We start from the raw sequence: 13,064 nt of genomic DNA on the forward strand, positions 1-13,064 counted from the left end.
ACAATGAAAACAGTGAGCTTGCCTAAAACATTTTCGGTTCAATGGTTACGTGATATGTATATCAAAAAAGAATTAACTCCGGAAGATGTAGTACATCAAATTCTTACGCGTGTAGAAGCTGATAAAGACATGAATATTTGGATTACCCCCCCTACACTCGGTGAGTTAAAACCTTATCTCGATCGCTTAGCTACCCTAAGCCCTGAAGCGTTACCTTTATGGGGAATTCCATTCGCCGTTAAAGATAATATCGATGTAGCCCATGTATCGACGACAGCCGGATGTAAAGAATATACGTATATCCCTTCTGCACATGCTACGGTTGTTCAACGTCTTATTGATGCAGGTGCTATTCCTCTTGGAAAGACCAACTTGGACCAATTTGCTACAGGGCTGGTCGGTACACGAAGCCCTTACGGCGAAACGCACAATGCGTTAAAGTCCGAGCTCATTAGCGGCGGATCGAGCTCAGGGTCAGCTGTATCCGTAGCTCGCGGGCACGCTGCTTTTTCTTTAGGTACCGATACAGCAGGTTCAGGGCGCGTTCCAGCCGGTTTAAACCGTTTAATTGGCTATAAACCTTCTCTCGGAGCGTGGCCATCTGCAGGTGTAGTTCCGGCGTGTAAAAGCTTAGACTGCGTCACTGCTTTTGCTCATGAATGGAGTGACGTACTGCTTGTAGATTCTATTATTAGAGGGGTAGACGATCAAGATCCATGGTCACGCTCTGTTGTTCGGGCTTCTTCGGCTCTCCCTGAAAAAATTTGTATGGTAAAAGAACCGCTCTCATTTTACGGACCGTTTGCTGAGCAGTACGAGGAAGCTTGGAAGCAAGCAGTGAAAAAGATTGAAGATTTATCTATTCCCATTGAATACATTGACGGCTCGTATTTAAGCGAAGCAGCTGCTTTATTGTATGACGGCCCATACGTAGCGGAGCGCTGGGCTGACTTAGGAGAATTTATTACTTCTCATGAAGAAACAGCATTTCCTGTAACCGAGCAAGTCCTTCGTTCAGGAGCTAAATCAGAATATGATGCTGCTGCTTTATTTCAAGCTTCACATAAGCTTCAATCCTTTAAACATAAAGCATATCATCAGCTTAAAAATGCTGTTCTTGTTATGCCGACAGCAGGCGGAACGTGGACGCGGGAACAAGTAAGAGAAAATCCAATTGAAACAAACAGTGACATGGGGCGTTTTACAAACCATTGTAACTTGCTCGACTTATGCGCTGTCTCTCTTCCATCTCAAGATGCAGATCTTGATTTACCGTTTGGCATTTCATTTTTCTCTACATTTGACGGCGAACAATTCATTTGCGGGCTTAGCGAAGTGTTTTTAAATGGTGAACGAACGGTTGATTCAAGAAAAGATACAACCTTAGTAGCTGTTTGCGGTTTGCATATGCGCGGGTTTCCACTTGAATTTCAAATGCGTGAACACGGAGCTTCATTCGTACGAAAAGACCAAACCGCTCCTTATTACCAGCTTTTTAAACTGCCTACTTCTCCAGCAAAACCGGGGCTGCTGCGAACGCATCAACAAGGAGAAAAAATTGAAGTTGAACTTTGGGAAATGCCCTTATCACTACTCGGCTCTTTTGCCGATTCTATCCCTTCTCCTCTTGGACTAGGCAAAATCACTCTCGAAGACGGCAGTGAAGTAGCGGGTTTTCTTTGTGAAGCTCATGCGACAGAAGATGCGGAGGATATTACGTCTTATAGAAGCTGGCGGGCTGTTTATAGTTGAATAAAAGAGCTGCCTCTAAGTCAGGGTTTCGACTTAGAGGCGGCTCTTTTGAGTTATAAAAACCTTACTATAAAAGCGCTCTTATTTTAAGGAATCACTTATTTGGTCCGGTCTTTTTTATGTACTTTTTCTCTTTTTCATCCACCAGCCTGCACCAACTATCACTCCGATTATAAGAATAACAAATATTAAACGGTCTACATCATGCAAATATTTTTGGATTTTTTCAATATCTCCAAGTCCTCCTACATAGAGCAAAAAAACAAACCACGGAAAAATGCCTAAGGTGCTGTATAAAACAAAGTCCTTAGATTTGATTTTACTAAGGCCTGCCAAATAGGTTATATAGTTTGCGATACTGATGGGACGAGAAATCGTAATACTCCATTTTCCGTATTTATGAAACCATTTTTGAGCACGCTTTATATTTTTTTCACCAAACCAGCGTTTGGTAATAGATTCAAACCTGTATCCCATCACGAACGGAATATAGTTGAATGCGATATAAATAACGGTATTGACAGCTGAAACAATAAGGATTTTCCATATTGAAAGCTGCAGCACCGAGCCAATGAGCAAAATCGATAACGTACACGGAAAAGGAATTGCCGCAGCTTCGATTGCTGTAGCAATAAAGATGCCCACTATGCCTAAGTTTTGTACAAAATCAATAAACCCTTGCACCTTTTTTCTCCTTTCAATCATACAAATTTCACGTTCTTTCATCATAACTCAAACTATTCAAAATTTCACGATTTCAAAGCAATTTTACTAGTAAAAAAAGCTTATATGCACCGGTTTGCTATATTTGATTATCTTCTATCATATGCAGTTCATAAGTGAAGTAACGCAAAAAAAGAAAATAGCAGAAAAAAACTCTTTTATTAGTTGTAATAAAAGAGTCTTTTCTGTCCTGCTATTATTTAATTTTAGCAATGATTTTCCCTTTCACATGGCGTTTTGAAAGCTCTTCTAATGCACTTGGCACTTCTTTTAACGAGATGATGCGCTCAATCATCGGAGCTACTTTCTTCTCTACTACTAATGCTAAAAGCTCATCGCCCATTTTTGCTAAATCCGCTTGCGCCATCATGTCATCAATGTGGTGTGCAGCATTTAAAGCTACTTCATGATAAGAAATCACTTTTGTAAAAGGCTTTACTTTTGTATAGTCAGGTGCACCAGCAATATGTGCTAAATGTCCTCTATAGGCAATCATATCTAAAGAATCCGTTGCGTTCTTTGCGCTCACCGTGTCAAGCACAGCATCTACGCCGCGGCCATTTGTCAGCTCCAATACTTTTTCCACGACATTTTCCTCGCGATAATCAATTACATAATCAGCGCCTAACGACTTCACATACTCATGATTATGTGCTGAAGCTGTTGAGAAAACGGTTTTTCCAGCGTTTTTAGCAAGCTGCACGCCAAAGCCCCCTACGCCTCCAGCTCCTCCGTGAATTAAGATGGTTTGAATATGGTTCATTGGAAATTTACGAAATAGTGCTTCATACGCCGTGTAACCTGCAGTAGGCAAAGCAGCAGCTTCTTCAAATGTAACAGCATCAGGAATGCGCGAAATTGAATGAGCAGTTGTGACCGCATATTCAGCATATCCGCCTTTTTTCATAAAGTCCCCGTGATAGACAACGCGGTCTCCTTTTTTCCAGTCAACTACTCCTTCTCCAACTTCATCAATTGTCCCAGCTACATCCAAACCTAGAATGTGAGGATATGTCCAATGAGGATTTCCATTAGTAGCCGTTTTATAATCCACTGGATTAAGTCCCACTGCGTGAACTTCAACTACTACTTCTCCTTTATTTGGAAGAGGTTTTTCTATTTCTTCTACTTTCATTTCTGTCCATTTATTTTTATCTTGCAATAATAATGCTTTCACAGTCTAACTCTCCTTTTTAAATCATTTGCTTAGCGTTACTTTTATTATTTTATCTAAAAATGATTTGCTTACTATTTTTATTTTAAAGAGAGCTTGTCTATAATACAAATTAGAAAATAAATAGATATCCATAAATAAATTTATAAGAAAGGATAGCATAAATGATTGATTTTGAATGGTATCGCAGCTTTATTAGCATTTACAAATATCGATCCGTTTCTGAAGCAGCCAGAGCGAGGATCTTAACACAGCCGGCCATGAGTCAGCACTTAGCTGCTTTAGAAGCTGAAATAGGCGAAGGTTTATTTATCCGTGCACCAAGAAAGATGATTCCAACAGAAAAAGGTAAAGAACTGTACACGCGTATTGTCCCGTTAATTGAAAGTCTAGAAGCTGCTTCAATTGAATTAAAAATGACCGCTTCATCTCCCGACGCGCTGCCGGTCGTAAAAATTGGTTCTCCCGTAGAGTATTTTACCGAACAAGCTTTAGAAAGAATAAAAGATGCAGGTATCCGCTGCTACAGCCAGTTTGGTATTGCTTCTGTTTTACTTGAAAAGATACAAAGCGACGAAATTGATATTGCGATTACAACCCAAAGATTGCAAATACCAGGAGTCGAATATACGGTCATTGAAGAAGAAGAGTTTGTCTTAACCGTCCCTCCTTCTTTTGAAATGACACCCAATGAAGACATAGAGGATTTTTTATACAATCAGCGGTGGATTAGCTATGGCCTTGAACTTCCTATTATCAGGCGTTTTTGGCGACAGCATTTTAAAAAACGGCCTGAAATTCAGCCTCATCATGTGATTCCAAATCTCCAAACGGTGTTAAAAGCCATTCAGCATCACATGGGAATCAGCCTGCTTCCCCGCTATTTGATTCAAGAAGCGCTCCAAGAAAAAAAGGTGAAAATCGAACTTGAACATTTAGCGGTAAAAAATCAGATCTTTCTTGCTTATAAACTTAAGCATCGAGATCATCCAGTCATTCAAAAAACGATACGCTCGTTAAAAAAAGAAACGAACCACTAATCAAACATCTTGATTAATGGTTCGTTTTTCACCTCGTCTAAAATCATTTTGTCCCAGTCTCTTCTTTTTTTGACAGTTGCTGTGCTGAATCTACTCCTACGAGATCTAAAAAGAAAATAAAAATAGGAATACCAAGAATCAGCCCCCATACGCCCAAGAAATGTTCACCAAATACTAAAATGATAAACGTAATGAATGTTGGCAAGTTTGTTTTAGATGACATAAGCTTTGGATTTAATACATAGCTTTCAAGTGCGTGAAGTACTACCACCATAATTAACACAGATAGTACTTTTACACCGCCTCCTAAACTGTAAGCGATTGTACAAAGCGGAATGAGTGAAACAAATACCCCAAGAACCGGCACTAGCCCTAGTAGAAAGACCATAACGCCAAGCGCAAGCAAATTAGGAAACCCTAACACCCACAGGGCAATAACGGATAAAATGCTGTTCACAAAAGCGATAATAAACTGAACTTCTATTACCTTGCCGAAGGAATTAACAAATTTTCTCCCCAAATAGCCAGCTTCTTTGAAAAACCAGCCCAGCCTAGATTGTTCCAGTTGGACAAATAATCGGTGAATCCGCGACTTTTCAAGTAAAAAGAATAGGCTTAACAAGAGTGCTAAGAAAACTTGTGCACTTACTTTTCCAATATTAGATAAATAGCTGTATACTAAATCAATATTCTGCTGAATATTTTCTGGTGATTTAAATCTCTTTAGATTATCGATAATATAGGTGACGAATGTATTATCAGGGGGGTGCTTGTAAAAATACATCAGCTTCTGTACAAGCTCAGTAACTTGCGTCATAATAACCGGGATATATACATATCCTACAATACCGAGAGCACCAATCAGTGCGATATAGATGACGATGAGTATAAGCGTTGAATTAAGCGGAAGCTTTCTTCTTAACGTTTGTTGAAGACGACCAATTAAAAAGGTAAAAATAAACGTAAATAACAGCAGCTGAAGCATACTTCTAATGCTGACAAGTAAAACTGTAATAATAATAAGCGTAATGATGCGAACAGTAAGTTTGTTGTGAAGCCAACTTCTTGCAATATTCATGAAACCTTCAATTCTCCTATCTCTCTTTTTCCCAAGTCATTTGTATACATATAAATAAAACGGATACGCTAGACGCTCATATCCGCTTTCGCTATATATAGTGTATCATTTAATATTCAAATTTTACTATATTTCGGCGCTTTTTAGTATGTCTTTATTTTCTCTCCGCTATTCTTTTTCATTTTCCCATACATTATGATAAATTAGCTTGTCTAAATCCCTTCTTTTTTCCCAGTTAGCTTGTTCTAAGATTGGTTTCTCGGGGTATTTATCTGTATAGCCAATTGACATGAGCGCTACAGGATCAATATGAGGAGGAATATGTAAAATGTCACGTACATCATTTTTTTTATAAAAACTTACCCATCCCATTGCCAGTCCTTCTGCATATGAAGCAAGCCACATATTTTGAATCGCACACGCAGTTGACATCATATCAGTTTCTGGAATTGAGTTTCTTCCGAGAACATGAGAGCCCCCTCTTGTTGGATCACACGTTACGCAAATAGTTAACGGCGCTTCTTTTAATCCTTGAATCTTTAGCTCTAAAAAACCTTCTTTCTTTTCACCTTCATAATGAATAGCCAGTGCTCTTCTCTCTTTATCTGCTGCCCAGGCAAGTTTATTTTTCACTTCTGTATCAGATACTAATATAAAATTCCAAGGCTGCATAAACCCGACGGAAGGTCCGCTGTGAGCAGCCTGTAGAATGTTATAAACCGTTTCATTCGGAATCTCATCAGACAAAAATGTGCGTACATCTCTTCTTCCGTAAATCGCTTTGTATACCGCTTGCTTTTCGTCGTTTGTAAACGAATTCATCTTTTTCAACCTCCATTAAACTCTTTTTTTAACTATTTTTCTAAAAAAACATTAAAAAAATGTGATCCAAACTTTATGTTTTCTCGTATTACTATATGAATCTATCATAAAGGAGGTTGCAAACATGTTCAACGACGTTTTAATGAACTTATTTAACGCGGTAAGCAGCATCATTAACACAATTGGATAATTTGATTGTACATATTGAGTAAGAGAGGAGGCATATTACATGCTAAACGAGGTACTTATGAACTTTTTTAACGCAGTAAGCAGCATCATCAACACAATCGGATAAAAAAAGCACAAAGAAAAGGGTAACTGCCATTACCACCGTCTTTATGCTTGACTAGTTCAAAATCATATATTTTACAATAAAAAGAACTCTTTGATTAGGAGTTCTTTTTATTTATCCTAACATGTTCCTTTTTATTTGTATATATACCTTGCCATTTCAACAGATTCACTTATATGTTGCAAGCATACACGTAGGTCTGCAGCTCGTAGTGCAGTTCTTTTAAGTCTTCGGCTGCTTGAGTCAATAACTTCTTTCGCTGAGCTGTATACACATCTAGAATCGCTCTTTCTACTTTTACCTTTTCTTCATATAAAATATCTAACTTATCTTCATTTCCTTCAAGGGAAATAGGCTTTAACATAGCAAATTGATAAATGGGTTGTCCATAATCCAATTTTGTTAAAATAGAACCTACTAATACATCCTGCGAGCATTCGTATACGAAGTTTAACAGCGTACTTAATTCTTCTAGACGAGAAATATCCAGCTCTGCATTTTCATTGATCACAGTCCCTATATATTGAAAGCACTCTTCTTCTAACTCATTGTAAATAGTTGTGATGCGGTGCAGTACTTCATTCAACTTCATAAAGTTCCCCCTTCACACACGCTTCTTGATACAACCATATGACAAAACTTGGTGTTTTATACTAACGAAAAAGCGAGGAATATAAACCTCGCTTTTTCTCTTTATCGATACATACTGGCAATGTCTTCAATAAACATAAGCGGTTCTTCTTCTGTTAGTTGTTTAATTGGAGAATAATCCTCTCCACCAAAACTTTGATCTATGTCTTCAATAAACGAAGAAACTTCTTCTGACTCTTCACGATTAGCCGGCACTTCGTATTTCTGTAATTCTGTACGGTGCACGACGGATAAAATATGGCGAGGAAATTGCTGCTTCGTTTTTCCAAAACAGTATACCGGCTTGTGTTTCAAAAAGCGTTCTACTTCCTCTTGCCGGTTATAAATGCTTCCATGATCACCCCAAGCTACCACAACTAGTTCAGCATCTTCCACAGCTTTTTGAATATATTCACCTGTTCTTGTTCCAACAGCTTCTTCTTTTGAAAGCATGCGTAAAAACGAAACATGATCGGTTTGATAGCTGAATAAATAAACGATTTCTAAAACTCCAAATCCCCACTTTTGCGCCAGGTCTATGCATTTGGATACAGCTGTATCATCGCTGTATTCATACGTATTTTCTGGAAAGGACAAGATAAACGTAAGTTTACGTTCGTTTACTTCACTCCATTTGCATAATAGAGAATATTTGTATGTGCCTGTTTCATCAAAAATAACTTCTTTTTTCACTGCTTCCATCCCCCTGCCTTCTTACAATCTTGTTACTTATCTATTGCAAATGAGCTAAGCAGTAATCGTAACCTTGACTGTTAAAAGTTTTATTTTATATGTATTTCAAAATCATGCCTTCATGACAACTTTTCTGCCATTTTTTCAAAAAGCATTTTTTTCTTCTATACATGCTTTTTACAGCTAGTGAACATTCACATATATATCTTTACTCTTTTCGGACCTCCAGTCAAAATAGATAAAATCAAAAGAATGGTCTATAATAAAGAAATAACCAATGAACTTTTCACTCATGTTTTTGACCGTTACGGATTTTTTCTCAGCAGGTATGTTCAAAACTGATCCTCTGAGAAAACAGAAGATAAATTTGTGTAAAGAAAGGATTTTGTAAATGGCTACTACACACACATTTACAAGAGGAGAAGAAATTGCAAATGCGATTACACACGGCGTTGGAGCCGTACTCAGCATTGTGGGATTAACGCTTTTAATCGTACTTTCTTCGTTAGAAGGAACGCCTTGGCATGTTATCAGTTTTACTATTTACGGAGTAACCATGCTGCTTCTCTATGTCTCCTCTACGCTTGTCCATAGCTTTCCGGAAGGTAAGGTAAAAGATCTTTTTGAGATATTTGACCATTCTTCTATTTATTTGTTTATTGCCGGTACGTACACTCCATTTTTATTTATCGCAGTAAAAGGAACCACCGGCTGGACACTTTTTGGAATTGTATGGGGCATCGCTCTTGCAGGAATTGTATTCAAAGCTTTTTTTGTGAAGAAATTCCTTTTTATTTCCACCATTCTTTACGTATTTATGGGATGGATGATTGTGTTTGCGTGGGATTCGTTAACTCAAAACATTGCCCATCAAGGAATTGTCCTTCTTGTAGTTGGAGGCGTGTTGTATACAATCGGAGCCGTTTTTTACGTATGGCGAGGATTTCGTTTTCACCATATGATTTGGCATATGTTTGTTCTTGGCGGAACCGTACTTCACTTTTTAGCAATCATTTTATATGTATTGCCTATAACCAATTAAAAAAGGGCCTTCTGGCCCTTTTTTAATTGGTTATAGAATTTCTTACCACAGTTTTGCCATTTGAGTCACAAGCGTATAGACTCCTAGCACAGCCATAATAACGACCACAAAACCGCCAAAAACGGTAAGCCAAGTCGGATGCTTGTAATCCCCTACTATCTTCTTTTTATACGCCGCTATAAGCATTGTACCGAGTGTAATAGGTAAGATTAACCCATTTAATGCTCCAGCTAAAATGAGCAGCGTGACCGGCTGACCAATCGTTAAGAAAACCAGGGTTGAAATCGTAATAAATGCAATGATAATCCAGTTTTCATATTTCTCAATCTTTTTGCTAAAGGATTTAATAAAGGAAACCGATGTATATGCCGAACCAATAACTGAAGTGATAGCCGCTGCTGCCATGACGACACCAAATAATTTATAGCCAATATCCCCTGCGGCTAACTGAAAAACAGAGGCTGGTGGATTATCGGGATTCAGTTTTAACCCTTGACTCAACACACCTAATGTTGCCAAAAATAGAAAAATTCGAATGATTGAAGCGATCGTAATGCCGGATACTGCTCCTCTTGTTACTTCCGGAATCGCGGCTTTTCCTTTGATTCCTGCATCTAATAAACGGTGACCTCCTGCAAATGTAATATATCCTCCTACCGTTCCTCCTACAAGAGTAACAATCGCCATTACGTCAATGTGATCCGGCCAAAATGTTTTAGATACCGCTTCTCCTACTGGCGGAGCGGAAGAAACCGCAACATACACCATTAAAATAATTAATATTCCGCCCATTAATTGAGCAAAACGATCCATTAATTTTCCGGCTTCTTTGACTAAAAAGATGGCAATAGAAATAATGGCTGTAATGACTGCACCAACTTTAGGAGAAATACCAAATAGCGCATTGAAGCCAAGACCCGCTCCTCCTACATTTCCAATATTAAATGCTAAGCCTCCGATTACAATTAAAATAGCAATAAATAAACCGAGACCTGGAAAAACACTGTTAGCAATATCCTGTGCTCTTTTTTCTGAGACGGCAATAATACGCCATACGTTTAGCTGAACGCCAATGTCTAATAAAATCGACAGTAAAATGACAAAACCAAAACTTGCGGCGAGAGCTTGTGTAAAGACCGTTGTTTGAGTTAAAAAACCTGGACCCACTGCTGAAGTAGCCATTAAAAATGCTGCTCCGAGGAGCACGCTCCAGTTGCGTTCTTTTTTCATGATGTCACCTCATTGTGGTTGAATAATGATTTGTTCTTCTTTTAGCTTGTCACAAATAGCTTTGGCAAATTCAACAGCATGTGCACCGTCTCCATGAATACAGACGGTATCTGCCTGAATCGGAATCTCTTCATTTTGCACAGTGAATACTTTCTTTTCTTTGACCATTTTAATTACTTGAGAAATAGCTGCTTTCTCATCTTGAATCACGGCGTTTTCAACGTTTCTCGGCGTCAGCATGCCGTTCTGTTGATAGGTTCGATCTGCAAATACTTCCTGAGACGTACGCAAGCCGATTTCGTTTCCAGCTTTAATCGATTCACTTCCAGCAAGACCATATAGAATAGCTTCCTCACTAACATTATAAACAGCTTCAGCAATAGCTTTAGCTATATCTCGATCCCCTGCAGCCATATTATATAAAGCGCCATGAGGTTTCACATGATGAAGGGTTCCTCCTTCTGCACGTATAAAAGCTGAAAGAGCCCCCATTTGATACACCATCAAATCATAAGCTTCTCGAGGCGTAATTTTCATATATCTACGTCCAAATCCAGCTAAATCTTGCAATCCGGGGTGCGCGCCGATCGCCACATTTTCACTCAAAGCCAGCTTTACTGTTTCTCTCATAACCGAAGGATCTCCGGCATGAAAGCCACAAGCAATGTTTGCTGACGTTACATAGCGTAAAATTTCTTTATCATTCCCTAATCTATAGTTCCCAAAGCTCTCCCCTAAGTCACAGTTCAAATCAACGGTAGCCATTTTCTTCCCCCTTATATTTTCATTCGAAGTGCTCTTTTAATATGATTGATTTTCTTTTCCTGCTCCATATATAAATGCTGCGCTTCATCCAGTGAAACGAATTGAAAAGAAACCTTTTGCCCTGGAGAAACTTGTGCCAGCGCCGAAAAATCGGCAGTTGCTACCTGCCCGATTCTAGGGTATCCTCCTGTCGTTTGATGATCTGCTAATAAAACAATGGGCTGTCCTTCTTTTGGTACTTGAATTGTACCAAACGTCACAGCGCTAGAAAGCAGCTCCTTTTCCTGCTGAAGGATTAATTTCTTTCCTTTTAGCCTATAGCCCATTCGATCAGATTGCGGCGTAACGTCAAATTCTTGATTAAAGAAATGTTGTTGACTTTCTTTCGTAAACCAATCAAATTCCGCACCTTTCATTGTGCGGATAATAGACGTCTCGTATGAAGGAAGAAGTTTAGGATGAATGGTCCAAAAAGCCTGCTGAAAAGAGCGGTCCGTTTGCTTTTTCACCAGTTTCTTTATAATTGCTTCCCCTATTTCTGTAGGAGGATGGCTTAATACTTCGTCTCCTGACTGTAATGCTTTACCGTGCAGCCCTCCTATCCGAGCGCGAAGCGAAGTAGATGTACTTCCCATAACTGCAGGAACGTTAAAGGCACCGGAAACCGATAAATAAGAACGGCAACCTAAAGTCGGAACACCAAACTGCAGCACGCTCCCTTTTTTCACATATAAAGGCCGCCACATCTTTACGGCTTCATCATTAACAGTTGGCGATAAACCCCCTCCTGTCAGGGCAATTAAAGCATCTTGCTGAAATTCAATTTTTGGTCCCATTAACGTAATTTCAATAACCGGCTGATTTTCTTGATTTCCTACTAATAAGTTGGCAATCCTTAAAGCAACTTTGTCCATTGCCCCGCTGACAATCATGCCGTCCTTTTGATATCCATGTCTGCCGATATCTTGAATCGTTGTTAATAAACCAGGACGCATCACTTTAATACTCATCTTCATCCACCTCCTTTTGTGCTTCATATTCCGTTTCAGAAATGGAAACAAATCGGATACGATCACCTGCTTGAAGTAAGCTTGGCGAGTCTTTTTCTGGGTTAAATAGTGTAAGAGGAGTACGCCCGATTAACTGCCATCCTCCAGGTGTTTCAATTGGGTACACGCCGGTTTGCATTCCTGCGATGCCAACTGACCCTTTTGGGATGCTGTTTCTCGGTGATTCTTTCCTTGGAGTCGCAATTTTTTCACTCATCCCTCCTAAGTAAGGAAAACCAGGAGCAAAGCCTATCATATACACCAAATATTCTCCGTTTGTATGAATGGAGATAACTTCATCAGGCGTTAATGAATGAAAAGCAGCTACTCTCTCTAAGTCCGGGCCGTACTTTCCTCCGTAACACACCGGAATATCAATTTGTCTAGCGACCGCTTCAGATTTTTCTTCCTGGTGGAAAAGCAGTTCTTCAATATATGTAGATATTGCTGTGTAAGGATTTCTTCTTCCTTTTTCACTCATTATCCAAGGATCATAATAGATTGTAACCGTCGTAAAAGCCGGCACATATTCAATCATTCCCTTACATAATGATTGCTCTAGCACCTCAGTAAATTGCTGAATACGTTTATGTATACCGAAATTAATTTCGTCTCCAAATGAAACGACAATGCCGCTGTCACCAAGAGGATAAAGTTGATAATCGTTACTCATTCCGTCTCCTCCTTTTTACTTAGTATTGTTTGAGCAGCTCCCTTTAATGCTGTAGTTAGACAGTTTTATTAGAATTACTAATGAAGTTATCATTTTCAAAT

The 13,064-nt window shown here is 39.0% G+C and carries 13 protein-coding genes; 3 read left to right on the top strand and 10 right to left on the bottom strand.

Going from position 1 to position 13,064, the window contains the following annotated elements; all coding sequences use genetic code 11:
* Positions 1–3: 3 nt before the first annotated feature.
* Positions 4–1,752, top strand: a complete 1,749-nt coding sequence (gene atzF / locus WKH56_RS13395) for an allophanate hydrolase (RefSeq protein WP_063248246.1) — start codon at positions 4–6, stop codon at positions 1,750–1,752.
* 117 nt (positions 1,753–1,869) lie between these two features.
* Here atzF and WKH56_RS13400 read toward each other — a convergent pair whose 3' ends face one another.
* Positions 1,870–2,436 (bottom strand): DedA family protein, encoded by a 567-nt coding sequence (locus WKH56_RS13400; protein WP_223260295.1) that lies wholly within the window; start codon positions 2,434–2,436, stop codon positions 1,870–1,872.
* 235 nt (positions 2,437–2,671) lie between these two features.
* A complete protein-coding gene (locus WKH56_RS13405; protein WP_328175410.1) occupies positions 2,672–3,652 on the bottom strand; it encodes a zinc-binding dehydrogenase in 981 nt (326 codons plus the stop codon).
* A 161-nt stretch (positions 3,653–3,813) separates the two neighbouring features.
* On the opposite strand from WKH56_RS13405, the gene WKH56_RS13410 reads away from it, so the two are divergent.
* Positions 3,814–4,689: a LysR family transcriptional regulator gene (locus WKH56_RS13410; RefSeq protein ID WP_028412217.1), complete on the top strand. Its 876-nt coding sequence runs from the start codon at positions 3,814–3,816 to the stop codon at positions 4,687–4,689.
* A 43-nt stretch (positions 4,690–4,732) separates the two neighbouring features.
* Here the strand turns inward: WKH56_RS13410 and WKH56_RS13415 are convergent, their stop codons facing one another.
* From WKH56_RS13415 to WKH56_RS13430, 4 genes are all read right to left on the bottom strand, one after another.
* Complete coding sequence (locus WKH56_RS13415; protein ID WP_028412216.1) at positions 4,733–5,767, bottom strand: AI-2E family transporter; 1,035 nt, start codon at positions 5,765–5,767, stop codon at positions 4,733–4,735.
* Between the two features lie 168 nt (positions 5,768–5,935).
* On the bottom strand, positions 5,936–6,589 hold the full coding sequence (bluB, locus tag WKH56_RS13420; protein WP_342835878.1) for a 5,6-dimethylbenzimidazole synthase: 654 nt from the start codon (positions 6,587–6,589) through the stop codon (positions 5,936–5,938).
* 464 nt (positions 6,590–7,053) lie between these two features.
* Positions 7,054–7,473, bottom strand: a complete 420-nt coding sequence (locus WKH56_RS13425) for a hypothetical protein (protein ID WP_016763238.1) — start codon at positions 7,471–7,473, stop codon at positions 7,054–7,056.
* Positions 7,474–7,574: 101 nt separating this feature from the next.
* The gene (locus WKH56_RS13430) at positions 7,575–8,213 is read right to left on the bottom strand and encodes a DUF1643 domain-containing protein (protein WP_205689676.1); all 639 of its coding nucleotides are present in this window, start codon (positions 8,211–8,213) and stop codon (positions 7,575–7,577) included.
* Positions 8,214–8,595: 382 nt separating this feature from the next.
* Between WKH56_RS13430 and trhA the strand changes: the two genes are divergently transcribed.
* Positions 8,596–9,246: a PAQR family membrane homeostasis protein TrhA gene (gene trhA, locus WKH56_RS13435; RefSeq protein WP_013055671.1), complete on the top strand. Its 651-nt coding sequence runs from the start codon at positions 8,596–8,598 to the stop codon at positions 9,244–9,246.
* Between the two features lie 42 nt (positions 9,247–9,288).
* On the opposite strand, the gene WKH56_RS13440 is transcribed toward trhA, so the two are convergent.
* From WKH56_RS13440 to pxpB, 4 genes are read right to left on the bottom strand one after another with little or no spacing between them, the layout of a single operon-like run.
* Positions 9,289–10,476 carry an NRAMP family divalent metal transporter gene (locus WKH56_RS13440; RefSeq protein ID WP_048020121.1) on the bottom strand — a complete coding sequence of 396 codons (1,188 nt, stop codon included), beginning with the start codon at positions 10,474–10,476 and terminating at the stop codon, positions 9,289–9,291.
* Between the two features lie 9 nt (positions 10,477–10,485).
* Positions 10,486–11,241 (bottom strand): LamB/YcsF family protein, encoded by a 756-nt coding sequence (locus tag WKH56_RS13445; RefSeq protein ID WP_049163066.1) that lies wholly within the window; start codon positions 11,239–11,241, stop codon positions 10,486–10,488.
* Between the two features lie 11 nt (positions 11,242–11,252).
* On the bottom strand, positions 11,253–12,251 hold the full coding sequence (locus tag WKH56_RS13450) for a 5-oxoprolinase subunit C family protein (RefSeq protein ID WP_328175408.1): 999 nt from the start codon (positions 12,249–12,251) through the stop codon (positions 11,253–11,255).
* Positions 12,241–12,963, bottom strand: a complete 723-nt coding sequence (pxpB, locus tag WKH56_RS13455; protein ID WP_328175407.1) for a 5-oxoprolinase subunit PxpB — start codon at positions 12,961–12,963, stop codon at positions 12,241–12,243. Before pxpB ends, WKH56_RS13450 begins: the two co-directional genes overlap by 11 nt.
* Between the last annotated feature and the right edge of the window lie 101 nt (positions 12,964–13,064).

The organism is Priestia sp. SB1, assembly GCF_038898415.1.